Raw genomic sequence first — 23,106 nt, 5'->3', positions numbered from 1 at the left:
AGAAGAGCGAGACGAAGCAGCAGCGCGAGCAAGCGAAGACGTGTGGTCGCTCGCCCCTTACGGCCAGACCAGGCAGTACGGCTGGTGGCCCGCCTCGTGCAGGCGGACGGAGAAGTCCTGCCACTCGTGGAGCAGCTGGTAGACGTCGAAGGCGTCGCGCGGGCCGCCTCGGTCCGGGACCGTGGACCAGATGAAGGCGGCGGCGCCGACCGACTCCTCGCCGATCCCGCGCAGCGGGTCGACCACGGTCATCGGGAGCTTCACGACCGCGTAGTCCGGGTGGAGCACGACCAGCTCCAGCGGGGGCACCTTGTTCAGGGGCATGCCTTCGATGCCCGTGAGGACCATCGCCGCTATGGTCTCGGGCTTGATCTTGGTGAACATGCCGCCCATGCCGAGCTCGTCGCCGCCGAGCTCCTCCGGACGCATCGAGATCGGTACCCGGGCCGCCGTGGCGCCGTCGGGCGCGCCGAAGTACTTGTACGTCACCCCCAACCGGCCACTCCCGCCTCCGGATGCCCGATCCGCCTCGGGGCCTGGGGTGCTCGGGCTTCCCGGAGTGCCGGGCGCGCCCGGAGTCGACCCGTCCGCCCGCCGGCGCCGGTGCCTCCCCCGCCGGGCAGACTCCGGACCCAGATCGTCCGTCCCCTCGCCCGGTCCGCCACCGCGATGCATATCTCCACCCGACTGCTTTTTCTCGGCAACACGACCCCGCCGCGCAACCCGATCATCGTGTCAGTGACCTCCCCCACGTTCGTACGGTGAAACACCTGTCCGCAAGAACGCTGTGGCCTCTGACACCATGGATTCCGTGAGCCATCCCTATGACGCCCCAGTTTCGCAGACGCGGCGGACAGCCGCCCCGGCGTCAGCACAGGGTGTTCACGCCGTTCCTCCGTACTCGAAGCCGTACTCGAAGCTGTACGCGTAGCCGTACTCGCAGGTCAGGATCACAGTGCCGTATTCATACGAAGCCCCAGTCTCACAGACGCTTTTCGACCGCGCGTCCCTCGTGACGCCCGGCGGCGTGAACTCACCGGTGCGTGCCTTCCGAGCCGTGGGCGGTACGCCCCGGTTCATGGTCTCCGGTACCGGTCCGTACCTCACCGACGCCGATGGTCGGGAGTACGTCGACCTGGTCTGCTCGTGGGGACCGATGATTCTCGGCCACGCGCACCCCGAGGTCACCGCCGCGGTGCAGGCCGCCGTGGCCCGCGGCACCTCCTTCGGTACGCCGGGTGAGGGCGAGGTCGCGCTCGCCGAGGAGATCGTCGCGCGCGTCGAGCCGGTCGAGCAGGTCCGGCTCGTCTCCTCCGGTACGGAGGCCACGATGTCCGCGATCCGGCTCGCCCGCGGGTTCACCGGGCGCGCCAAGGTCGTCAAGTTCGCGGGTTGCTACCACGGTCACGTGGACGCGCTGCTCGCCGCCGCCGGTTCCGGTGTCGCCACCCTCGGGCTGCCCGACACGCCCGGCGTGACCGGCGCCCAGGCCGGCGACACGATCGTGCTGCCGTACAACGACCTGGCCGCGGTGCGGGCCGCGTTCGCCGCGCACCCGGGCGAGATCGCCTGTGTGATCACCGAGGCCTCGCCCGGCAACATGGGCGTCGTGCCGCCGGCGGAGGGCTTCAACCAGGGCCTGGCGGACCTGTGCCGGGAGAACGGCGCGCTGTACATCTCCGACGAGGTGATGACCGGTTTCCGTACCTCGCGGGCCGGCTGGTACGGCGTCGACGGCGTCAAGGCCGACCTGCTGACCTTCGGCAAGGTCATGGGCGGTGGCTTCCCGGCCGCCGCGTTCGGTGGCCGCGCCGACGTCATGGGGCACCTGGCCCCGGCCGGGCCGGTCTACCAGGCGGGCACGCTCTCCGGTAACCCGATCGCCACCGCCGCCGGGCTCGCGCAGCTGCGGCTGCTCGACGAGGCCGCGTACGAGAAGGTCAACGCGGTGTCGGCGGAGATCCAGGGGCTCGTCACGGGCGCCCTCGCGAAGGAGGGCGTGGCGCACCGGCTGCAGACGGCCTCCAACATGTTCTCGGTGTTCTTCACGGCCGACGAGGTGCGGAACTACGACGAGGCGAAGAAGCAGGAGGCCTTCCGCTTCAACGCCTTCTTCCACTCGATGCTGGCCGACGGCGTCTACCTGCCGCCGTCCGCCTTCGAGTCCTGGTTCGTGTCGGCCGCCCACGACGAGCGGGCGATCGAGCGGATCGCCGCGGCGCTGCCGGCTGCCGCCCGGGCCGCCGCGGAGGCGACCGCGTGAGCCCCGCGAACCCCGCGGACGACCAGGACATCACCGTCGTCCACCTGATGCGCCACGGCGAGGTCCACAACCCGGACGGGGTCCTCTACGGCCGCCGCTCCGGCTACCACCTCTCCGAGCTGGGCCGGCAGATGGCGGACCGGGTCGCCGAGCACCTGGCCGGCCGGGACATCACGTACGTCGTCGCCTCCCCGCTGGAGCGGGCGCAGGAGACGGCGATGCCGGTCGCCAAGACGCACGGGCTGGACCTGGCCAGTGACGAGCGGCTCATCGAGGCGGCGAACGTCTTCGAGGGCAAGACCTTCGGCGTCGGTGACGGGGCCCTGCGCAAGCCGGGGAACTGGAAGCACCTCACCAACCCGTTCCAGCCGTCGTGGGGCGAGCCCTACGTCGAGCAGGTCGTCCGGATGATGGGCGCGCTGGACGCGGCGAAGGACGCGGCCCGTGGGCACGAGGCGGTCTGCGTCAGCCACCAGCTGCCGATCTGGATCGTCCGCAGCTTCGTGGAGAAGCGCCGGCTGTGGCACGACCCGCGGCGTCGGCAGTGCACGCTGGCCTCGCTGACCTCGTTCACGTACCGGGGCGACAAGATCGTCTCGGTCGGGTACAGCGAGCCGGCCCGGGACCTCGTCCCGGCGCACCTCCTCGCCGGGGCGAAGCCGGTGAAGGGGAAGTCGAAGGCCTTCGGGGCGTAGCCCGGGGGCGAGGAACGGTTTCTCCGGATCCGACCTCGCGGTCCCTCTGGACAGCGGGCGCGAAGAGGTCCATCGTCAGGGCGGTCAGGTGGTGTACATGCCATCCGGCCGCCCTGAAATTTATGTGCGAATTTCCGGAACCTCCGTGTTCCGCCCTGCATCTCACTCATTGTCGGTTTGGATGACGTTCAGGTCATACGTCAGCGCGAATGGGGATGTCATGCGCGGGATCAGCGGGATCAGTCGAAGGGGGCTCCTCGGGGCGGGCGTCGGCGCGGCCGCGGCCATGGGAATCGCCGGCTGCGGTGGTAACAACGAGGACAAGCCGGGGCGTTCCGGACCCGGCAAGGGTGGTGACGTGTCGTCGGAGCCGACCACACCCGCTCCGACCAAGGACGACGCCAAGCTCATCGGCGACGGTTCCACGGCCGACACCGGCAAGCAGCCGCACCAGCCCGACGCCCCCGTGCCCCTCGAACCCGGCCAGACCCCGCCGCAGTTCGTGATCTTCTCCTGGGACGGCGCGGGAGAGGTCGGCAACGGCCTCTTCCCCCGCTTCCTCGAACTCGCCAAGAACCACGACGCGGCGATGACCTTCTTCCTCTCCGGGGTCTACGTCCTCCCCGAGTCGAAGAAGAACCTCTACCGCCCGCCGAACAACCGCGTCGGCGCCTCGGACATCGGCTACCTCACCGACGACCACATCAAGGACACGCTGAAGTACGTCCGGCAGGCCTGGCTCGAAGGCCACGAGATCGGCACCCACTTCAACGGGCACTTCTGCGGCGGCTCCGGCTCCGTCGGCAACTGGACCCCGGCCCAGTGGCAGAGCGAGATCGACCAGGCGATGAAGTTCGTCACCGAGTGGAAGACGAACAGCGGCTGGACCGACCTCGACCCGCTGCCCTTCGACTACGCGAAGGAGCTCGTCGGCGGACGTACGCCCTGCCTCCTCGGCCAGGACAACCTGCTCCCCACCGCCAAGCGGCTCAACTGGCGCTACGACGCCAGCTCGCCCGGCGGCCGCCAGACCTGGCCCGACAAGCGCCAGGGCATCTGGGACCTGCCGCTCCAGGCCGTGCCCTTCCCCGGGCACTCCTTCGAGGTCCTCTCCATGGACTACAACATCCTCGCCAACCAGTCGCAGAACACGACCAAGGGCATGCCGTCGCGTTACCCGGGCTGGCGCAAGCAGGCCACCGACGCGCTGCTCGGCGGCTTCAACCGCGCGTACGAGTCGAATCGCGCGCCGTTCTTCATCGGCAACCACTTCGAGCAGTGGAACGGCGGCATCTACATGGACGCCGTCGAGGACGCGCTCAAGGGAATGGCCGGAAAGAAGGAGGTCCGGCTGGTCTCCTTCAGGCAGTTCGTGGACTGGCTCGACGTCCAGGACCCGAAGATCCTCGCCAAGCTCCGCAGCCTGGAAGTGGGACAGAAGCCCACCGGCGGATGGAACACCTTCCTCAAGACCGTCTGAGCGTCACGCGACGCGACGTGCCACGCGACGCGAAGCGTCACACGACGCGACGCGTCACACGACCGCTTAGGCAGTCTTGACAAGGGGCTTTACGGGCACGTAGGGGGGTGCCCAAGATCCCCCAAACGCCCATGCGAAACTTTTCACATGAGCCTTAGCCGTGCCCCTCGACGCACCCTGCTCGCCGTCGGAGTGCTGTCCGCCGCCCTCACGCTCTCGGCCTGCAGTGGCGACAGCAACGGCAAGTCCGGCGGCGGTGGCGAGACCAACTTCGTGACCAACACGGGTGGCATCTCCACCGCCGCCAAGGGCGAGCGCGCCACCCCGGGCAAGCTCGCGGGCGAGACCCTCGAAGGCAAGCAGCTCGACGTCGCCGACTTCAAGGGCAAGGTCGTCGTCCTCAACGCCTGGGGCTCCTGGTGCGCCCCCTGCCGTGCCGAGGCCCCGCACTTCGCGAGGGTCGCCAAGGACCTCAAGGGCCAGGGCGTCGAGTTCGTCGGGCTCAACACCCGCGACCCCAACAAGCAGCCGGCGCTCGCCTTCGAAGAGGACTTCGCGGTGCCCTACCCGAGCCTCTACGACCCGCAGGGCAAGCTGATCCTCTTCGGCTTCCCCAAGGGCACCCTCAGCCTCCAGGGCATCCCCTCCACCGTCGTCCTCGACAAGGAGGGCAAGATCGCCGCCCGCTCCCTCATGGCGCTCGACGAGGAGAAGCTCCGGTCGATGATCGAGCCCCTCCTCAAGGAGAAGTGAGCCCGTGAACGACACGGTCACCAGCGGAGCCCTGCTGCTCGCCCTGCCCGTCGCGATCCTCGGCGGCCTGGTCTCCTTCTTCTCGCCGTGCGTGCTCCCGCTCGTCCCCGGCTACCTCTCGTACGTCACGGGCGTCACCGGCACCGACCTCGCCGAGAGCCGCCGCGGCCGGATGACCGCCGGCGCCGCGCTCTTCGTCCTCGGCTTCACCGTCGTGTTCGTCTCCGGCGGCGCGCTCTTCGGCTACTTCGGGTCGACCCTCCAGGAGTACCGCGAGACGTTCAACACGATCCTCGGCGTGCTCATGATCCTCATGGGCGCCTTCTTCGTCGGCCTGATGCCCTGGTTCACGCAGCGCGAGTTCCGCTTCCACAAGAAGCCCGTCGCCGGGCTCATCGGCGCCCCGCTGCTCGGCGCGCTCTTCGGCATCGGCTGGACCCCGTGCATCGGCCCGACCCTCGCCTCCGTCAACGCCCTCGCGTTCGACCAGGCCAGCGCGGGCCGCGGCGCGATACTCGCCTTCGCGTACTGCCTCGGCCTCGGCGTACCGTTCGTGCTCGCCGCCATCGCCTTCCGCAAGGCGCTCGGCGCCTTCGGATGGGTCAAGAAGCACTACGCGTGGGTGATGCGGATCGGCGGCGGAATGATGATCGTCACCGGCGTCCTGCTCCTCACGGGCGCGTGGGACAGCATGGTCGCCACGATGCAGGGCTGGTCCAACGGTTTCACGGTGGGGATCTGAGTTCCATGAGCACGACCGACACAACCGATACGAGCGGTACGGCCGAGGCAGCCGAGCCGACCCAGGCCGCTGCAGCCGAGCCGACCGACGCCGATGCGACCGAGCCGACCGAGGCCGAGCGCAACGCCGACGAAGCGGCCGGCGCCCAGCTCTCCACCGCCCCCACCGAGGACCGGAGCGAGACCGTCATCGGCGGCCCCGTCCTCGGAGTCGTCGGCTGGATCCGCTGGTTCTGGCGGCAGCTGACCTCCATGCGGGTCGCGCTGATCCTGCTCTTCCTGCTCTCCCTCGGCGCCGTCCCCGGTTCCCTCATCCCGCAGACCAGTGCGGACGAGCTCAAGGTGCAGGCCTTCAAGGAGGCCCACACCACCCTCACGCCGATCTACGAGAAGCTCCAGTTCTTCGACGTCTACAGCTCGGTGTGGTTCTCCGCGATCTACATCCTGCTGTTCGTCTCCCTCATCGGCTGCATCGTGCCGCGCACCTGGCAGTTCGTCGGCCAGCTCCGCAGCCGTCCGCCGGGCGCCCCCCGGCGCCTCACCCGGCTCCCCGCGTACACCACCTGGCGCACCGAGGCAGAGCCCGAGGAGGTCCGCGAGGCCGCGCTCGCCGTGCTCAAGGGCCGCCGCTTCCGCGCGCACACCGCGGGCGACGCGATCGCCGCGGAGAAGGGCTATCTGCGCGAGGCGGGGAACCTCCTCTTCCATGTCGCCCTGATCGTCATCCTCGTCGCCTTCGCCTGGGGCCAGCTCTTCAAGTCCGAGGGCGGCAAGCTGGTCGTCGAGGGCGACGGCTTCTCCAACACGCTCACCCAGTACGACGACTTCAAGTCCGGCTCCCAGTTCGGCGTCGACGAGCTGGAGCCGTTCGGCTTCGTCCTCGACTCCTTCACCGGTACGTACGAGCAGAACGGCCCGCAGCGCGGCACCCCCCGCACCTTCGAGGCGGCCGTCCGCTACTCCGAGGACGGCGGCACGGAGAAGAAGGCGGTCATCCGGGTCAACGAGCCGCTCAAGGTCGGCGAGTCCAAGGTCTATCTGATCGCCCACGGCTACGCGCCCGTCGTCACCGTCAAGGACAGCCGCGGCAAGGTCGTCTTCCACGGCGCCGTACCGCTGCTCCCGATCGACAACAACATCACGTCGACCGGCGCGATCAAGGTGATGGACGGCTACCGCGACAAGAACGGCAAGAAGGAGCAGCTGGGCTTCCAGGCCTTCTTCGTGCCGACCTTCGCGGGCGCGGGCCAGGGCACGATGTTCTCGCAGTTCCCCGGCCTCGACTTCCCGGTCATGGCGCTCACCGGCTACCACGGCGACCTGCGCGTCGACTCCGGCCTGGCGCAGAACGTGTACCAGCTCGACAAGTCCAAGATGACCCAGTACACGGACAAGTCCGGCAACAAGCTCGCCCAGCGCCTGCTGCCCGGCGAGACCATGAAGCTCCCCGACGGCGCCGGCTCGATCACCTTCGAGAAGGACGTCAAGGAGTGGGCCAGCTTCCAGATCTCGCAGCAGCCGGGCAACGGCCTCGCGCTCGCGGGCGCGGTCGCGGCGATCGCCGGTCTGACCGGTTCGCTCTTCATCCAGCGGCGCCGGGTCTGGGTCCGGGCCGTACGGGGTGAGGACGGCGTCACCGTCGTCGAGATGGCCGGCCTCGGCCGGAGCGAGTCCGCCAGGCTCCCGGAGGAGCTCGGCGACCTCGCGGTCACGCTCGCAGCCCAGGCCCCTCCGGCGCCGGACCCCGCGCCGGAGGCCGCGCCAGACCCCGCGGAAGAACCCGCAGAAGACCCTGCCCCTTCTGGAGAGGCCGACAAGTGATCCTCGCCGCCACGACCAACGAGAGCCTGGCGAAGATGAGCGATCTGCTCATCTACTCCTCCATGGCCGTCTACACCCTGGCCTTCTTCGCGCACATCGCCGAGTGGGTCCTCGGCAGCCGCAGCAAGGTCGGCCGTACCGCCGCCGCGCTCACCCCGCGGACCTCGGCCGCGGCCCCCGCCGTGACCGTCCAGGTCAAGCAGGCCGGCTCCACGGCCGTCCTCGACAAGCCGACGATCGTCACGCGCTCGGCGGCCGGCACCCGGGACGTCCCGGACGGCCCCGGCGCGTCCGGCGGCACGGTCAAGGGCGACCTCTACGGCCGTATCGCCGTCTCGCTCACCGTCCTGGCCTTCGCGATCGAGGCGGCGGGCGTGATCAGCCGCGCCCTCGCCGTGCAGCGCGCCCCCTGGGGCAACATGTACGAGTTCTCCACCACCTTCTCGACGGTGGCGGTCGGTACGTACCTCGCCTTCCTCCTCGCCAAGAAGGACGTGCGCTGGATCGGTCTGCCGCTGGTCACGACCGTCCTGCTCGACCTGGGTCTGGCCACCACCTGGCTGAAGACCCCGAGCGACCAGCTGGTGCCGGCGCTCGACTCGTACTGGCTGTGGATCCACGTCTCCACCGCGATCTTCTGCGGCGCGGTCTTCTACCTCGCGGCCGTCGCCACCGTCCTGTACCTCTTCCGCGACTCGTACGAGAGCAAGCTCGCGAGCGGCGGGACCCCGAGCGGCTTCGCCCGCTCCGTCCTGGAGCGGCTGCCCTCGGCGGCCTCCCTCGACAAGTTCTCGTACCGGGTCAACGCGGCCGTCTTCCCGCTCTGGACGTTCACGATCATCGCGGGCGCGATCTGGGCCGGCGACGCGTGGGGCCGGTACTGGGGCTGGGACGCCAAGGAGGTCTGGTCCTTCATCACGTGGGTCGGTTACGCGGCGTACCTGCACGCGCGGGCCACGGCCGGCTGGAAGGGGCGGAAGGCCGCGTACATCGCGCTCATCGCCTTCGGCTGCTTCCTCTTCAACTACTACGGCGTCAACATCTTCGTCACGAGCAAGCACTCCTACGCGGGCGTGGAGTAGGAGCGGACGCGGGCGCGGAGTAGCGGGTGGGGGACCCCGGGGCCACGCTGGAGGTATGAGCGAGATACCCCGGGGCAGGTGCGAGACCCACGACGGCGACGCGCACCTGCTGCGGTACGTCATCGAGTTCCCGCATCCGCCGGCGGACGTCTGGGAGGCCGTCGCCGGCGCCGAGGGGCTGCGGGGCTGGCTGTGCGAGGCGGACCCGCTGGAGCCCCGGCTCGGCGGCCGGGTCACCCTCCGCTGGCTGAACAGTGATGCCGAGGTCTCGGGGCGGGTGACCGCCTGGGACCCCGAGTACGTCGCCGAGTACACGGTCGATCCACCGTTCGGCCGGATCAGGTTCCATCTGGAGCCGGGGTCCGGCGGCGGCGGGTCGACCGTGCTGCGTTTCACCTGCGACTTCCGTGGGACGCGGGAGGGCCGGCTGGACTGCATGGCGGGGTGGCACGACCACTTCGAGCGGCTCGCGGCGAGCCTCGCGGGGCAGCCGTCGGACTGGGCCGCGTGGTCGCCCGAGCGGTGGCGCCACCTGCGGGAGCTGTACGAGCGCGACGAGGCGCCCTGGCCGAAGTGGGAGCCGTAGGAGCGGGGAGTCCAGGCCCGGCAAGGGGCGCCGTCCGTTGTGCCCACCCGTTCCGCCCCAGCGGAACGAATGCCCACAACGGGCTCACCCCCGCTTCGGCGGCAGGCAGGACTGGGGCGGGGGGTGGCCCTCCGGCCAGGCGATCTGGACGAAGCGCTGTGTGCCGTCCAGGGCCAGCTCCACGATCGGGACCGCCTTGTTGTACGGGTTGCCGTAGTTGTCCAGGCAGATCCAGCCGCTCGCGCCCTGCACCCGCAGCGAGCCCTTCACCTGCGGCCACTGCGTGACCACGTCCGAGAGCTCCGGGTACCGGGCTTCCCGGGGAGTCGCCTGGCGGATCGCGTGGACGGCCATCGCCATCGCGTCGTAGGCGACGATCGCCTGCCCGTCCTTGAGCGCCACCGGCTCCTTCGAGGCGCGGGCGATGTCCGTCTCGAAGGTCGCGTACGCCACCACCGAGCCGCCCGTCGCGGGGACCTTCCGCCCGGGCGCGGGCTTCCAGGCGTCGGGGTGGGCGAGCGCGGCGTAGCGGACGGTCAGCTTCGCCTTGAGCGCGTCCCGGTCGAGGTCCTTGTCGGCGCCCAGGTACGAGCCCTCGTCCCCGGTCAGGATCGTGAACGCGCGGTCGGTGCAGCCGCGCGCCCCCAGCGCGTTGATGAACTGGCGCAGCTGGGTGTGGCGGCCCGCGAAGAAGACCGTCTCGGCGCGGGTGTCGCAGATGAGGTGGGTGATCTGGCGGAAGGTGTTGGCGGTGGTGCCCTCGTCGGTCGGGTCGGCGGGCGAGGTGAAGAGCTGCGGCTCGTACGGGGCGCCCTTGAGGGAGGCGGCGAAGGCGGACTTGAGGGTGTCCGTGTAGTGGTCGCCGCTGCGGGTGTCCTGGACGAGGAGCGCCTTGGCGGCGTCGACGCGGCCGAAGTGGGCGAGGGCCTTGGCCTCGTCGGTGTTGGTGGGGGAGACGCGGGCGAGGCCGGGGTAGCGGTTGTTCCCGGTGCCGGGGCCGTTGGCGATGTCGTCGGCGGTGATGGTGGTGCCGACGACGGCGATCCCGTCCTGGGTGAGGGCGGTGACGGCCTCCCGCATCTCGGTGGAGGAGGTGGCGACGCCGGAGACGACGCGCAGCTGGTCGGGGGCGCCCGTCATCGACGCGAGCTGCTCGGTGGTGATCTGCCAGTGGGCGTTTCCCCGGCCGGTGTTGGCGAGGACGAGCCGGATCTTCGGGGTCTGGCTGTTGGACTCGTGGTTGGCGCGGTACTGGTAGGCGTAGGCGCCCTGCACCTCGTGGAGGACCTTGGTCCGCATGCCTCCGTCGGGGGAGGTGAGCGGTAGGAGCACGGCGACGGTCGCGTACTCGCCGGCCTTGAGGGTGGCGTTCTCGCGGCTGATGGCGCCGGCGACCTCGGCGAGTTCGGGCATGCCGAAGTCGTGGCCGTCGCCGTTGACGCCGACGCACTCGGAGCTGCCCTCCGGGCGGGCGACGCCCGCCGCGCAGGAACGGTCCTCCGGGGCGGTGAGCTTGGCGACGCCGTACGAGCCGAGACCGAGGACGACGGCGGCCGCGAGCAGGGCGGCGACGAGCTTCCGGCGGGGGGAAACGGCGCGGCGGCGCGGCAGGCCGGGCAGTCGGCCGGGCAGTCGGCCGTTCGATCGGTCGGGCATGGCGTCAGACTCCGTCCTGGCGGCCCGGCGGCAGCGAGAGCTCCCGCCAGGCGCGGATGTCGCTCGGCCAGTGGGTGGCCGCGTCCCAGAGCGAACCGCTGCCCCTCAGATGGCGGCCGGAGAGCCTGCGCAGCTCGTGCGCGAGCCGGTCGGCCACGTCGTCGTCGGGCAGTGCGAGCGGGTCGGTGAGCAGCCATACGGCGTGCAGCAACCGCCGTACGGACAGGTGGAGTTCGGTGGTGTCGGCGTCGAGTCCTGCGGGGAGGGCGTCGACCGGGTCCTGACCCAGGGCGATCGCCCGGCGCGGGTCGGGACCCGGCCGGTTCCGCTCGCGGGGGTACGGGGCGGCGGCGACGAACCGTAGCCGCCCGAGCCAGCCGAGGACGTCCTGCTCGGGGAAGGTGACGCGGAGATGGTCGACGGCCTCCTCGGTGCGGCCGAGGGCCAGGTCGTGATGGAGGCGGTACGGGCCGGGCTCGGGTCCGTAGTGCCGGTGGAGGGTCTCGTGGGCGGCGCGCCAGGCCGCGTACCGGGGGTGGTCGTCGTCCTCGAAGCGGAGCCGGTGCAGGAGAAGGGCGCGCAGCAGCGGGTCGGCGACGAAGTGGCGGGGACCCTCCCGCCAGTCCTCGGCGCGCAGGTGGTCGCGGACGCGCAGCGCCACGTCCCCGTCCAGGGACTCGCTCTGGAGCCGGGCGTGGGCGAGCAGCCGGGCGGACTCCTCGTCGTGGGTGGCGGCCAGCATGGCGTACGGGCCGAGGCGTCGCACGGGGAGCAGTTCGGTGAGGAGGGCGTGCGCGACGGGCACCGGCGGGGTGTCCTCGCGCAGCTCCACCGTCAGGTCGAGGAGCCTGCCGGGGGTGAGGCCGGCCCGGAGCCGTTCCGGGGCCTCGCCGACGGCCCGGCCGAGGAGGTCCACGGCGAGCGGCCGGCCTCCGGTCAGCCGGTGGACGGCGCGGGCGAGTTCGGGGTGGGCGCGGCCGGCCCGGTCGTGCCGGTCGAAGGCGGTGCGGGTCTGGGTGGGGGAGAGCGGGGTGAGCTCGACGGCGAGGATGCCGGAGCCGACGCTCGTCCCGCGCGGGCAGGGGGCGTTCTGCGAGGTCTCCGGCAGCCGGGTCCGGACGGCGTGCCGCAGCCCCTCGTGCTCGCGGATCCTGGAGGCGGCGAGGACGACGGTCCGGTCGCGGCGGCCGCCGGCGCGGGCCCGGAGGATCGGTTCGACGAGTTGCCGGCCGAGGGGTTCGTGGGCGTTGTCGAGGAGGAGCAGCGGCCTGCCCACGCGGGCGCCGCGCTGTAATCCGGTGTAGGCGCGGAGCAGGTCCTCGGTGAGGGCGACGACGAGGAAGTCCTCGGCCTCGCGGCGTCTTCGGCCGCCCTGCTCGAAGTCGATCGCGAGCTGCTGGAGTCCGGCCTTGCCCCGGCCGCCGGCGTTGCGGTAGGTGCCGTACCAGTTCTCGGCGGACCGCTGGAAGCGGCCGAACACCTCCTCCAGGACGGTCTCCACGGTGGCCTCGGCGAGCGGCCCGGCCAGCGGGACGGTGCCCTCGACGGAGACGGCGGCCAGCTTGCTGAGGACCTTGCCGACCCAGTTGCCGGCGGCGCCCTTGTGCGCGTCGACGGTCGCGAGCAGCGGCCCGAGCCGCACGAGGTCGGACTGGGCCCGCTCTTCGTCCTCCCGGGACCAGCCGAGCGACGCGACGGCGACGAGCCCGAGCGAGAGCCTCGGGAACTGCACGGGCTTCGCCGCGACGACCTTCGGCGACAGCTGGACGGCGAGCTCGGTGAGCGCGCCGGTGACCGGGGTCCAGCCGGGGCCGTGGTCCTCGGGCGGTTCGATGTGCGCGCAGTCGAGCAGCGCGAGGGGGGTGAACCCCTTGTAGCGGTTGCGGACCTCCTTGAGCAGCGCGGTCTTCCCCATGCCGCGCCCTCCGGTGAACACGGTGACCGGCGGATCGTCGCCGTGCTCGTACGCGACCCGTGCGGCTCCCTGCCGCGTGAGCCCGCTGAGCCGTGCGACCAGACCGCCGTCGTGCAGGACCGCCTCGCGGCCGTAGAGCTCCCTGTCCACCCGCAACCCCCTGCTTCCCCCTGCTGTCCCACGAGATGTGCCCCGTCACATCGTCAAGTCAAGGATATCGACAGGGTGTTGGGGGCACGTCAAGCTTTGCGCGGTTGCGGTTCGGATCCGAGCGCCCTATGCCTCCTCGAAGCGCAGGACGAACCGTCGCTGCCACGGGGTCTCCACGGCGCGCGGGTGGTAGTGCCGGCGGACGAACGCCACGGCTTGGTCCGCCGGAACCCCGTCAAGGACGGCCATGCAGGCCAGAGCTGTTCCGGTCCGTCCCCGCCCGCCTCCGCACGCGATCTCCACGCGTTCGTTCCCCGCCCGGGTCAACGCCTCTTCCAGCACGATCCGAGTCAGTCGGCGGTCCTTGGGAAGCCGGAAGTCGGGCCACGGCAACCACCGAGCCTCCCACTCGGTCCGCGGGGGCTGCTTGCCGAGCAGATAGACCCCGAAGGTCGGCGTCTGCCCTGAGGGCAGGGGGTGACGCAGCCCTCGGCCGCGCACCAGGGCGCCCGAAGGAAACCGCATGATCCCGTCTGTCGAGCTCCAGTTCTCGGCCATGCGGGCACCCTATCGACGCCCCTAGGGGGTGTCTTGTCCGATGTCCTCGTGCCAGAGCGCGGGGTGCGCGGCGATGAAGTCCCGCATGAGGGCCACGCATTCGGGGTCGTCGAGGACGATCACCTCGACCCCGTGCGCCGCGAGCCAGTCGTGCCCGCCGTGGAAGGTCTCCGCCTCGCCGACGACGACCCGGGAGATCCCGAACTGCCGGACGAGGCCGGAGCAGTACCAGCACGGCGACAGGGTGGTGACCATGGTCGTCCCCCGGTACGAGCGCTGCCGGCCGGCGGCCCGGAAGGCGGCCGTCTCCGCGTGCAGCGACGGGTCCCCGTCCTGCACGCGCCGGTTGTGCCCCCGCCCGAGGAGAGTGCCGTCGGCCCCGTAGAGCGCGGCCCCGATCGGCACCCCGCCTTCGGCGAGCCCGGCGCGCGCCTCGTCGAGGGCGGTGGCGAGCCAGCGCTGTGCCTGTTCGCGGTCCATGAGGGGACTGCTCCCCGCCGGGCCGCCGCCATTACGCCTTGGTGCTTCCAGAGGTGGGGTGACGTAGGAGCCCTTGCCAGGCACGGTGATGATCAGGCCGCGTTCACGGAGTTCGCGCATGGCCCGGCGGGCGGTCAGTACGGCGATGCCGTACTCCTCGGCGAGACGGGCGGGCGTGGGGATCATCCGGTCGGGGGTGTACTCCCCGGTGCCGATCCACTCGGCGATCATGTCGGCCAGCTGTAGGTACAGAGGACGTCCCGACTGCGGGTCAAGGGTCATAGGCCAACGCTAGATAGTCATACAAGGCCACGTTCGGATGGATCTAGCTACATAGTGATGCATCGCTATGTAGCTAGCGATACGTTGAGCGCGAACGCGAAACCCCGGCGACCGCTGGAACGGCCCCGGGGCATGGCCACCAACTATCAAGGGAGTTGATGACGTGCGGAACCTTATCGCGCGCGTACTGGGCAGGGCTCTGATCCCCGTCCTGCTCGGGCTGCTGATGCTGACCCTGCCGCCCACCGGCAGGCACCGGCCTCGCCCGGTCACCCATCCCCGCCCGGCCGCACCGGCCCCCGCGCGGCGCCATCGCGCCCCGACAGGGCGGTCTCCCTACGCCCGCGAACAGACGGCGCTCCTCGACGGAGCCCGGTCGCCCCTGGAGCGCCCCTACCTGGTGGCGGACTCGGCTCGGGCCGTGCAGCGGAGGCGCCGGCGGGCGCTGTGGCTGGCGACGGTCGGGGTGGACGTGGACCACCGGAACATCCACGCGGGGAGCGCGCGATGAGCCGCTGCGGGGCGCGGCGGTCCGTGTTCGCCGTCGCGGAGGTGGTGCGGCCGGTGTGGGGCGGCTCGGTCTGCGTGCTCGCCGTGGGCCACGACGGCCCGCACCGCGACCGCGCGGGCGACGGCTGGTGGGTGACGCCGGAGATCGCCGACGCGGTGACCGTGTCCCTCCTGGCGAGGACCCTCACGGCCGAGCCGGAGCCGGAGTACCGGTCGCCGCGCTGCATCGTCGGCCGCCACGACCGCTGCCGCGACGGGGTCCCCCGCGACAGCGGCGTACAGGGAGTCCGCTACCTCGTGTGCGGGTGCCTGTGCCATCCGGCGCCCTCTATGAGGCCCTGACGCCTCTGGCCAGCAGAGTCCCCGTTCGCTTCCCTTCCGGCGGCGCGATCACCTCCGTCGTCACGTCCGTGAACCCGGCCTGCCGGAGGATCTCCGCCCAGGCGCCGGCCTCGTAGTCCCATCGCTTCACGTACATGGGCTCCACCCCCTTCTCCGGCGGCTGCATCTGGGACGCTTGCGGCCCGTAGCAGCCGCTCAGGGCAGGGGGGTTGTGGGAGAACGCGTAGACCCCGCCGGGCGCCAGGCGTGCATGGACCAGGGGCAGGAGCTCAGCGGGATCGGTGAACCAGGCGGCTCCGAAGACCGAGTAGACGGCCGAGAAGTCGTACGTGCCCGCCGCGAGGAACTCCTCCGCCGCCTGCTGCCGCACATCGAGGTGCGGCCAGCGTCCGCGCGCTTTGCCCACCTGGACGGGCGAGATGTCCACGCCGACCGCTTCGGAGCCCAGTGCGACCAGGTGAGCGAGGTTGCCGCCGCTGCCGCAACCAAGGTCGAGGATCCGCGCGCCGGAGAGGTCGCCGAGGACCTTCTCGTCGGGCCCGTGGTCGGGCCACTGCGTCCAGTTGAACCACGTCGCGGCTCCGGCCGCGTTCGCCTCCTTGCGTCCGGGCCTGACCGTGCCCCACACGTCCCACGCGCCGGCGTCTTGTTCGCGCACCCCTTGTCCCTTCACATGCCGAGGGCCCGCCCGCCGACCCGAGGGCCGAGGGGCGGGCGATGTCGTCATGACTACTTCTTGCCGCCCACCGGGCTGTCCGTGCAGCCCGAGTGGCACTGCGAGCAGTCGGCGGCGTCCGGCCGCAGCTCCTGGTCCACGTCGAAGCCTGCCGCATGCATGGCGGCCACGGTGCGATTCCGGGCCACCTCGGGACCGCCCGTCTCGGCCGCGTCGGGGATGCCGGGGTGGTGGTGGATGAACCGGCCCGCGTGCTGGTCGCAGATGGAGGGCGACGGCTGCCGACTCGCCACGCTCGACCGTGGCGCGGGGGCGTGAACCGGCGCGCGGGGGAGGTGAGGGGGAGTGTGGTGGGCGGTGGAGCGGTGTGGAGTGCTGCCGTGACCTGCGCGGGCGCCCGGGGTCGTCACGGAGCGCTATCGTCTCGTGACTATGAGGATGCATGACTTAGCCCTGGCGGCCGCTTCGGCGGCCGTCGTCCTGCTGGCGGTGCCGGCGCCGGTTCGTGCGGCTTCGGCCGCGGCCCCGCACAAGTGCGAGGGTGGCGGGGTCGACTCCCGCGGCCGGTCCTCCGTCGACGGCAACGAGATCACGTGGGACGACGAGTCGAAGTTCGACGACGCGCGCAAGCACGCGGTCAAGGTCTGGACGGCGGGCACGCTCAAGCAGGTGAAGGTCAAGGCCGACGGGGCGACGTCCTTTGCCGACCTGGAGTGGAGGGACGCCAACCGGACCGACGTGGAGTGGGACAACGTCTACGGCAAGTGGGACGCGAATCCCGGTACGGACTACCTGTGGATGAACAGGGCGTACCTGGACAGCGGGAAGGCGTTGGGGAAGGACGAGCACCGCAGACGGGTCGCCGCCCACGAACTGGGGCACGCGCTCGGGTTCTGCCACAAGGACTACGGCTACGGGCAGTACCCCTCGCTGATGTGGGCGGAGTACGACCTCATCGAGGGGAAGCGCATCAACGGCCCGACGTCGGACGACGTCAAGGCGTATCACGCACTGTGGGGATGACCATGGGAACGGACAGGAAGACGGTGGCCCTCGTCGCGGGCGCGGTAGTCGCCGGGGCGTTGGCGCTGGGCGGCTGGTTCGGCTACCAGCAGGTGGAGGAGCAGGTCGGCTCGGGCGAGGTCCTGCGGGGCTACAACGCCCACACCCCGGAGGGCGCGGCGCCGCACTCCGACGACGTCTTCACCGGACGCGTGGCGGCGTTCGAGGAACAGCGGGACCTGCAGAGCTGGACCTCGGACATCTACCGGGTGGAGGTGGTCTCGGTACTCCGCGGGGACATGCGGGGCACGGTGCGTGTCACGTACGCGCCGGACGAGGAGCCGAGGGCTCGGCTGGTGGACGGCGAGACGTACGTCTTCGCGACCCAGACCTGGGCGGACAGCGTCATCGAGAACGGTCACGCCCAGATGTTCAAGGGCGAGATGAAGCCCGTGGACGACGCGCAGTTGACCGCGTGGAGGAAGGCGCTGACGCTCCCGATGGCGCCGCGGTAGCCATGGGCTGGGCGATGACCGCAGCTCAGTGGCGTCCGACCGGGCCGCCATGGATGCCTGAGGCGGCTCTGCCGATGGGCCGCCCATCGGCAGAGCCGATCGCTCCCATCGGGAGGACGCCCCACTGGCTCGTGGACCGGGCCCCGGCCCCCTCCGTAGCGTCGCAGTCATGAGAAACGAGACCAGGGGAACCGTCGAACTCACCCTCGCCATGGTGCTCTCCGGCACGCTCGGCGTCTTCGTCGTCGAGTCCGGGGCATCGCCCTTCGAGGTGGTGTTCTTCCGGTGCCTCTTCGGCGCCGTCGCGCTCGGGGCGTACAGCCTCGCCCGGGGGTTCTTCACCGGCCACGGGTTCACCGCGAAGAAGCTGGGGCTGGCCGCGCTCGGCGGTGTCTTCATCGTCTTCAACTGGGTTTTCTTGTTCGAGGCCTACGAGGCCACCTCGATCTCCCTCGCCACCGTCGTCTACCACACGCAGCCGTTCTTCCTCGTGCTGCTCGGGGCGGTGTTCATGCGGGAACGGATCTCCGCCGGCAAGCTCGGGTGGCTCGCGCTCGCCTTCGCCGGGCTGGTGCTCGTCTCCGGGGTGAGGCCCGGGGACACCGCCTCCCTCAAGGGGCTCGGGTTCGCGCTCGCCGCCGCCGTGCTCTACGCCCTCGCGACCTTCGTGACCAAGCGGATCACCGGGGTCCGGCCGCACCTCGTCGCGCTCGTCCAGGTCCTCGTCGGACTTCCGCTGCTCCTGCCCTTCGCCGACTTCGGCGCCGCCGCCGGGCTCGGGAGCGGGTGGCTGTGGCTCGTCGGGCTCGGGCTCATCCACACCGGCCTCATGTACGTGCTGATGTACGCGGCCTACGCCAAGCTGCCGACCGCCAAGATCGCCGTCCTCGCCTTCACCTACCCCGCCGTCGCCATGGGCGTCGACTGGGCCGTGTACGGGCACCACATCGGGCTCGTGCAGGCGCTGGGCGTCCCGCTCATCGTCCTGGCCAGCCTCAAGGTCACCCTTGCTGCTCGGACACCAGCCGCCGCGCCTGCTCCACGAACAGCCGCACAGGGGACGGGAGCTTCTTCCCCCGTCGCCACGCGAGTTGCGTGAAGAGGGTGAAGGGCACCTTCCAGTCGAGGGCGACGAGGGTCCCGGACGCCAGCTCCTCCGCGACCGTCACGCGGGGGAGCAGCGCCACGCCCAGCCCCGAGGTCACGCCCCGCTTCGTCGCCTCGATCGTGCCGAACTCCATGAACGGCGGCGCCCACTCCCGCAGCTCCTCCTCGAAGAGGTCGCGGTACGGGCAGCCCGGTTCGGTGCCCACCAGGCGGGCCGCCGCCAGATCCGCGCTCGTCAGCCCCGTACGGCCCGCCAAGGGATGGCCGGGGCCGGCGACCAGGACGAGCGGTTCGGGCGCGAGGACCTCCGACTCCAGGCCCTCGTGCTCCGTGCCGGCCTCCATCAGGAAGCCCACGTCGTACGTGCCCTGCCGCAGCGCCTGCCGGGTCGCGTCGCCCAGCGTCGGCCGCAGCGTCAGCCGTACCTTCGGGTAGCGGTGGTGGAAGTACTCCAGGAGCGGCGGCAGCCGGTAGGAGGTGAGGGACTCCATCGTGCCGACGGCGATCGTCCCGGACGGTTCGGCCGCGCTCACGACGGCCGCCCGGGCCTCCTCGGCCAGCTCCGTCATCCGGCGGGCGTACGGGAGGAGCCGCTCCCCGGCCTCGGTGAGCCGGATACGGCTGCCGAGCCGCTCGAACAGCTCCACGCCGAGCGAGGACTCCAGGGACCGGATCTGGCCGGTGACGCTCGACTGGGCGTATCCGAGGTCGGCGGCGGCGCGGGTGAAGGAGAGGACGTCGGCGACCTTCTCGAAGGTGGCCAGGAGCCGCAGCTCCATCAGCCCTCCGTGTCCTCGCCGCGCTCGCGCCTCTTCAGCTCTTCCTCGCGGCGGCGCAGGTCCGCCTCCCAGTCCTTGAGGGTGGACTCGTCGTCCTTGGCCTGGGCGGACTCGTCCTTCAGGGACTTCAGGAACTCGGGGTTGTCGTCGGGGGCCACCCAGCCGCCCGCGCCGCGCCGGGCCGAGGCCGGGCGCCGCACCTTGCCCGCGAAGAACCAGACGATCGGCCCGACGATCCAGAACAGCAGGATGATGATGACCCAGACCACCTTCGGCAGGTGCTTGGTCTCTTCCTCCGGGGTGTTCAGGCAGTCGATGAAGGCGTAGATCGTCAGCGCCAGCGGCAGGATGTACAACAGCGCCCTGAGCATGTGGGACAGCCCCCTGGAAGCGGTGGCGGGGGCGCGTTTCGGCGGCCCCGGTGACAGGTCAAGGGTAGCCGGTGACCGATACTGGCCCTTATGGCTTACGACGATCTCCGCTCGCTGCTCAGGGCCCTTGAGCGCGAAGGCGACCTCAAGCGCATCAAGGCCGAAGTCGACCCGTACCTGGAGGTCGGGGAGATCGTCGACCGGGTGAACAAGGCAGGAGGCCCGGCGCTTCTCTTCGAGAACGTCAAGGGCTCCTCGATGCCGCTCGCGATGAACGTCTTCGGGACCGACCGCCGACTGCTCAAGGCCCTCGGCCTGACGTCGTACGGCGAGATCAGCGAGAAGATCGGCGGGCTGCTCAAGCCCGAGCTTCCGCACGGTTTCGTCGGGGTCCGCGAGGCCTTCGGCAAGCTCGGCTCGATGGTTCACGTGCCGCCGAAGAAGGTCAAGGAAGCCCCGGTCCAGGAGGTCGTCCTCACGGGCGACGACGTCGACCTCGACCAGCTGCCCGCGCTCTTCACCTGGCCCAAGGACGGCGGCTCCTTCTTCAACCTGGGGCTCACCCACACCAAGCACCCGGAGACCGGCGTGCGGAACCTGGGGCTCTACCGGCTCCAGCGCCACGACAAGCGCACCATCGGCATGCACTGGCAGATCCACAAGGACAGCCGCAACCACTACGCGGTGGCGGCGGCGAAGGGGGAGCGGCTGCCCGTCGCCATCGCCTTCGGCTGTCCGCCGGCCGTGACCTACGCCTCGACGGCCCCGCTGCCGGGCGACATCGACGAGTACCTCTTCGCCGGCTTCGTCCAGGGCAAGCGGATCGAGATGGTCGACTGCAAGACGGTCCCGCTCCAGGTCCCCGCGCACGCCGAGGTCGTCATCGAGGGCTGGCTGGAGCCCGGCGAGACGCTGCCGGAGGGTCCCTTCGGCGACCACACCGGCTTCTACACGCCGCAGGAACCGTTCCCCGCGCTGACGATCGACTGCGTGACGATGCGCAAGCGCCCGCTGCTCCAGTCGATCGTCGTCGGCCGGCCGCCGACCGAGGACGGGCCGCTCGGCCGGGCCACGGAGCGGTTCTTCCTGCCCCTGCTCAAGATCATCGTGCCGGACATCGTCGACTACCACCTGCCGGAGTCGGGCGGCTTCCACAACTGCGCGATCGTCTCGATCGACAAGAAGTACCCGAAGCACGCGCAGAAGGTCATGCACGCCATCTGGGGCGCGCACATGATGTCGCTGACCAAGCTGATCATCGTGGTGGACAAGGACTGCGACGTCCACGACCTGCACGAGGTGTCCTGGCGGGCCCTCGGCAACACCGACTACGCCCGTGACCTGACGGTGGTGGAGGGGCCGGTGGACCACCTCGACCACGCCTCGTACCAGCAGTTCTGGGGCGGCAAGGCCGGTATCGACGCCACGAAGAAGCTGCCCGAGGAGGGCTACACCCGGGACGGCGGCTGGCCGGACATGGTGGAGTCGGACCCGGCGACGGCGGCCCTGGTGGACCGCCGCTGGAAGGAGTACGGGCTGTGACGACCGCGGCCGTCCCCGGCGCGCAGCCGGGCCGTACGAAGGCGTTCCTGCGCCTCGTGATGATCGAGCACTCGGTCTTCGCGCTGCCCTTCGCGTACATCGCCGCCCTCACCGCGATGTTCCAGCTCGACCGGAACATCCACTGGTGGACGCTCTTCCTCGTCACCGTCTGCATGGTGGGTCTGCGGACCTTCGCCATGGCCTGCAACCGGATCATCGACCGCGAGATCGACGCGCGTAATCCGCGGACGGCGGGGCGCGAGCTGGTGACCGGCGCGGTGTCCGTGCGGTCCGCGTGGACCGGGGCCGGGATCGCCGTCGTCGTCTTCCTCGGCGCCGCGGCCCTGCTCAACCCGCTCTGCCTGGCGCTCGCGCCGCTCGCCGTCATCCCGATGGTCGTCTACCCGTACGGCAAGCGGTTCACGAACTTCCCGCACGCGATCCTGGGGCTCGCCCAGGCCATGGGGCCGATCGGCGCCTGGCTCGCGGTGACCGGCGAGTGGTCCTGGGACGCGGTGATCCTGGGCCTCGCGGTCGGCATCTGGATCGGCGGCTTCGACCTGATCTTCGCCTGCCAGGACGTCCAGGCGGACCGTGCCCAAGGCGTCATGTCCGTGCCGGCCCGCTTCGGTGTGCCAGCCGCGCTGTGGGGCGCGCGCGCCTCGGCGGTCGTCACCACCGGACTCCTCGTCTGGTACGCCGTGGTGACGGACGCGGGTCTCTTCTTCTGGACCGGCCTCGTGATCGTGGTGGCCGCCTTCTGTTACGAGCACTCGATCGTGAAGCCGCACGACCTGTCCCGGCTGAACCGGGCGTTCTTCACGACGAACGGGTTCATCGGGATCAGCCTGTTCGTGTGCGCCCTGCTCGATCTGCTGGTCCGCGGGCTCACCCCGTAGCCCGGACGACGCAGGACGGACGACGCACGAGGCACGACGGACGAGCACGACGGATGACGCACGACGGATGACGGATAAGGTCGATCGTATGAACGACGGCAAGCGCACCCCTTGGGTCGTGGGGGTCTCCGGGGCTTCGGGTACGCCGTACGCCGCCGCCGTGCTGAGGGGGCTGCTCGCCGCGGGGGAGAGCGTCGACCTCGTCGTGTCGCGGGCCTCGCGGCTCACGCTGCTCGACGAGACCGGGATCTCCTTCCGGGACGCGCACTGGCGCGAGGACCTGACGGCCTGGCTGGCGCGGGGCGCGGACGGGAAGCCCGACACGTTCGCGGTCGACGTGAGCGGTGTGCGGTACTGGGCGGCCGGGGACCTGGCCGCGGGGCCGTCCTCGGGTTCGTACCCGGCGAAGGGGATGCTGGTGGTGCCGGCCTCGACCGCCGCGGTGGCGGGAGTGGCACTCGGGCTCTCGAAGGACCTGCTGCAGCGGGTCGCGAGCGTGACGCTGAAGGAGCGGCGGCCGCTGGTGGTCGCCGTGCGGGAGACCCCGCTGAACGGTCAGACGCTCAAGCACATGGTGGCGCTGGACGAGGCGGGCGCAGTGGTGCTGCCCGCCTCTCCGGCGTTCTACGCGGGGGCGACGCACATCCAGGATCTGGTGGACTTCGTCGCCGGGCGGGTGCTGGACGCGGCAGGGGTGCCGCACCGGCTGTACCGCCGTTGGGAGGGAGAGCTGGGTGCGGCTCTCCAGGCTGATTAGCGCTTCTTGGCGCGCTTCTTCGCGGCGCGCTTCGAGGCGGAGGTCGACTGGTGGGCACGCGAGCGGTTGGCCAGGTCCTGCAGCTCGCGCATACGGGCGTAGGCCATCTCGATCGTGTACACGGTGAACACCACTCCTGAAAGA

Annotated in this window: 26 protein-coding genes and 1 pseudogene; 16 read left to right on the top strand and 11 right to left on the bottom strand. The window is 70.8% G+C overall.

The window, feature by feature from the left end:
* Positions 1-57 precede the first annotated feature (57 nt).
* Positions 58-675 carry a hypothetical protein gene (locus tag OG580_RS15380; protein ID WP_267044241.1) on the bottom strand — a complete coding sequence of 206 codons (618 nt, stop codon included), beginning with the start codon at positions 673-675 and terminating at the stop codon, positions 58-60.
* Positions 676-955: 280 nt separating this feature from the next.
* Between OG580_RS15380 and hemL the strand changes: the two genes are divergently transcribed.
* From hemL to OG580_RS15340, 8 genes are all read left to right on the top strand, one after another.
* Positions 956-2,263: a glutamate-1-semialdehyde 2,1-aminomutase gene (hemL, locus tag OG580_RS15375; RefSeq protein ID WP_267044240.1), complete on the top strand. Its 1,308-nt coding sequence runs from the start codon at positions 956-958 to the stop codon at positions 2,261-2,263.
* A gap of 47 nt (positions 2,264-2,310) precedes the next feature.
* Positions 2,311-2,958, top strand: coding sequence for a histidine phosphatase family protein (locus tag OG580_RS15370; RefSeq protein ID WP_267048017.1), 648 nt, complete (start codon positions 2,311-2,313; stop codon positions 2,956-2,958).
* 229 nt (positions 2,959-3,187) lie between these two features.
* Positions 3,188-4,438 (top strand): hypothetical protein, encoded by a 1,251-nt coding sequence (locus OG580_RS15365; protein WP_267048016.1) that lies wholly within the window; start codon positions 3,188-3,190, stop codon positions 4,436-4,438.
* 147 nt (positions 4,439-4,585) lie between these two features.
* The gene (locus OG580_RS15360) at positions 4,586-5,191 is read left to right on the top strand and encodes a TlpA disulfide reductase family protein (protein ID WP_267044239.1); all 606 of its coding nucleotides are present in this window, start codon (positions 4,586-4,588) and stop codon (positions 5,189-5,191) included.
* A gap of 4 nt (positions 5,192-5,195) precedes the next feature.
* A complete protein-coding gene (locus tag OG580_RS15355; RefSeq protein ID WP_267044238.1) occupies positions 5,196-5,933 on the top strand; it encodes a cytochrome c biogenesis CcdA family protein in 738 nt (245 codons plus the stop codon).
* Between the two features lie 5 nt (positions 5,934-5,938).
* Complete coding sequence (locus tag OG580_RS15350) at positions 5,939-7,753, top strand: cytochrome c biogenesis protein ResB (RefSeq protein WP_267044237.1); 1,815 nt, start codon at positions 5,939-5,941, stop codon at positions 7,751-7,753.
* A complete protein-coding gene (gene ccsB / locus OG580_RS15345; protein ID WP_267044236.1) occupies positions 7,750-8,835 on the top strand; it encodes a c-type cytochrome biogenesis protein CcsB in 1,086 nt (361 codons plus the stop codon). Before OG580_RS15350 ends, ccsB begins: the two co-directional genes overlap by 4 nt.
* A 55-nt stretch (positions 8,836-8,890) precedes the next feature.
* Positions 8,891-9,421 (top strand): SRPBCC domain-containing protein, encoded by a 531-nt coding sequence (locus OG580_RS15340; protein ID WP_267044235.1) that lies wholly within the window; start codon positions 8,891-8,893, stop codon positions 9,419-9,421.
* An 84-nt stretch (positions 9,422-9,505) separates the two neighbouring features.
* Here OG580_RS15340 and OG580_RS15335 read toward each other — a convergent pair whose 3' ends face one another.
* From OG580_RS15335 to OG580_RS15315, 5 genes and pseudogenes are all read right to left on the bottom strand, one after another.
* Positions 9,506-11,077 (bottom strand): ABC transporter substrate-binding protein, encoded by a 1,572-nt coding sequence (locus OG580_RS15335; RefSeq protein WP_267044234.1) that lies wholly within the window; start codon positions 11,075-11,077, stop codon positions 9,506-9,508.
* A 4-nt stretch (positions 11,078-11,081) separates the two neighbouring features.
* Positions 11,082-13,142, bottom strand: coding sequence for a hypothetical protein (locus OG580_RS15330; RefSeq protein WP_267044233.1), 2,061 nt, complete (start codon positions 13,140-13,142; stop codon positions 11,082-11,084).
* A 126-nt stretch (positions 13,143-13,268) separates the two neighbouring features.
* Positions 13,269-13,700 (bottom strand): protein-tyrosine phosphatase family protein, encoded by a 432-nt coding sequence (locus tag OG580_RS15325; RefSeq protein WP_267044232.1) that lies wholly within the window; start codon positions 13,698-13,700, stop codon positions 13,269-13,271.
* A gap of 21 nt (positions 13,701-13,721) precedes the next feature.
* Positions 13,722-14,180, bottom strand: a complete 459-nt coding sequence (locus OG580_RS15320; RefSeq protein ID WP_267048015.1) for a nucleoside deaminase — start codon at positions 14,178-14,180, stop codon at positions 13,722-13,724.
* Between the two features lie 72 nt (positions 14,181-14,252).
* Positions 14,253-14,462, bottom strand: a pseudogene (locus tag OG580_RS15315) (GntR family transcriptional regulator); the annotation flags it as partial.
* A gap of 163 nt (positions 14,463-14,625) precedes the next feature.
* Here OG580_RS15315 and OG580_RS15310 point away from each other — a divergent pair.
* Entirely contained in the window at positions 14,626-14,973 is a 348-nt protein-coding gene (locus tag OG580_RS15310; protein WP_267044231.1) for a hypothetical protein, read from the top strand.
* The gene (locus OG580_RS15305) at positions 14,970-15,314 is read left to right on the top strand and encodes a hypothetical protein (protein WP_267044230.1); all 345 of its coding nucleotides are present in this window, start codon (positions 14,970-14,972) and stop codon (positions 15,312-15,314) included. The genes OG580_RS15310 and OG580_RS15305 overlap by 4 nt, the downstream gene beginning before the upstream one ends.
* Here OG580_RS15305 and OG580_RS15300 read toward each other — a convergent pair.
* Together OG580_RS15300 and OG580_RS15295 are read right to left on the bottom strand one after the other, a co-directional pair.
* Positions 15,301-15,972 carry a trans-aconitate 2-methyltransferase gene (locus OG580_RS15300; protein ID WP_267044229.1) on the bottom strand — a complete coding sequence of 224 codons (672 nt, stop codon included), beginning with the start codon at positions 15,970-15,972 and terminating at the stop codon, positions 15,301-15,303. The genes OG580_RS15305 and OG580_RS15300 overlap by 14 nt on opposite strands.
* A gap of 71 nt (positions 15,973-16,043) precedes the next feature.
* Positions 16,044-16,283, bottom strand: a complete 240-nt coding sequence (locus tag OG580_RS15295; protein ID WP_267044228.1) for a hypothetical protein — start codon at positions 16,281-16,283, stop codon at positions 16,044-16,046.
* Between the two features lie 145 nt (positions 16,284-16,428).
* Here OG580_RS15295 and OG580_RS15290 point away from each other — a divergent pair, with 145 nt between their 5' ends.
* The 3 genes from OG580_RS15290 to OG580_RS15280 all read left to right on the top strand — a co-directional run bounded on the left by OG580_RS15290 (position 16,429) and on the right by OG580_RS15280 (position 18,606).
* Complete coding sequence (locus tag OG580_RS15290; protein WP_267044227.1) at positions 16,429-17,013, top strand: matrixin family metalloprotease; 585 nt, start codon at positions 16,429-16,431, stop codon at positions 17,011-17,013.
* A gap of 2 nt (positions 17,014-17,015) precedes the next feature.
* A complete protein-coding gene (locus OG580_RS15285) occupies positions 17,016-17,507 on the top strand; it encodes a hypothetical protein (protein WP_267044226.1) in 492 nt (163 codons plus the stop codon).
* 169 nt (positions 17,508-17,676) lie between these two features.
* On the top strand, positions 17,677-18,606 hold the full coding sequence (locus tag OG580_RS15280) for a DMT family transporter (protein WP_267044225.1): 930 nt from the start codon (positions 17,677-17,679) through the stop codon (positions 18,604-18,606).
* Here the strand turns inward: OG580_RS15280 and OG580_RS15275 are convergent.
* Together OG580_RS15275 and OG580_RS15270 are read right to left on the bottom strand one after the other, a co-directional pair.
* A complete protein-coding gene (locus OG580_RS15275) occupies positions 18,509-19,393 on the bottom strand; it encodes a LysR family transcriptional regulator (protein WP_267044224.1) in 885 nt (294 codons plus the stop codon). The genes OG580_RS15280 and OG580_RS15275 overlap by 98 nt on opposite strands.
* Complete coding sequence (locus OG580_RS15270; RefSeq protein WP_267044223.1) at positions 19,393-19,764, bottom strand: PLD nuclease N-terminal domain-containing protein; 372 nt, start codon at positions 19,762-19,764, stop codon at positions 19,393-19,395. Before OG580_RS15270 ends, OG580_RS15275 begins: the two co-directional genes overlap by 1 nt.
* Before the next feature lie 90 nt (positions 19,765-19,854).
* On the opposite strand from OG580_RS15270, the gene OG580_RS15265 reads away from it, so the two are divergent.
* The 3 genes from OG580_RS15265 to OG580_RS15255 all read left to right on the top strand — a co-directional run bounded on the left by OG580_RS15265 (position 19,855) and on the right by OG580_RS15255 (position 22,962).
* Complete coding sequence (locus tag OG580_RS15265; protein ID WP_267044222.1) at positions 19,855-21,306, top strand: menaquinone biosynthesis decarboxylase; 1,452 nt, start codon at positions 19,855-19,857, stop codon at positions 21,304-21,306.
* Positions 21,303-22,205 (top strand): menaquinone biosynthesis prenyltransferase MqnP, encoded by a 903-nt coding sequence (gene mqnP / locus OG580_RS15260; protein ID WP_267044221.1) that lies wholly within the window; start codon positions 21,303-21,305, stop codon positions 22,203-22,205. The genes OG580_RS15265 and mqnP overlap by 4 nt, the downstream gene beginning before the upstream one ends.
* Positions 22,206-22,293: 88 nt before the next feature.
* Entirely contained in the window at positions 22,294-22,962 is a 669-nt protein-coding gene (locus OG580_RS15255) for a UbiX family flavin prenyltransferase (protein ID WP_267044220.1), read from the top strand.
* Here the strand turns inward: OG580_RS15255 and OG580_RS15250 are convergent.
* Positions 22,959-23,096: a hypothetical protein gene (locus OG580_RS15250; RefSeq protein ID WP_267044219.1), complete on the bottom strand. Its 138-nt coding sequence runs from the start codon at positions 23,094-23,096 to the stop codon at positions 22,959-22,961. The genes OG580_RS15255 and OG580_RS15250 overlap by 4 nt on opposite strands.
* Between the last annotated feature and the right edge of the window lie 10 nt (positions 23,097-23,106).

Origin of the sequence: Streptomyces sp. NBC_00094, assembly GCF_026343125.1 — a bacterium.
Taxonomy (GTDB): domain Bacteria; phylum Actinomycetota; class Actinomycetes; order Streptomycetales; family Streptomycetaceae; genus Streptomyces.
The sequence above is the reverse complement of the archived record's forward strand: the minus strand, read 5'-3'. Positions and strand labels throughout refer to the sequence as shown.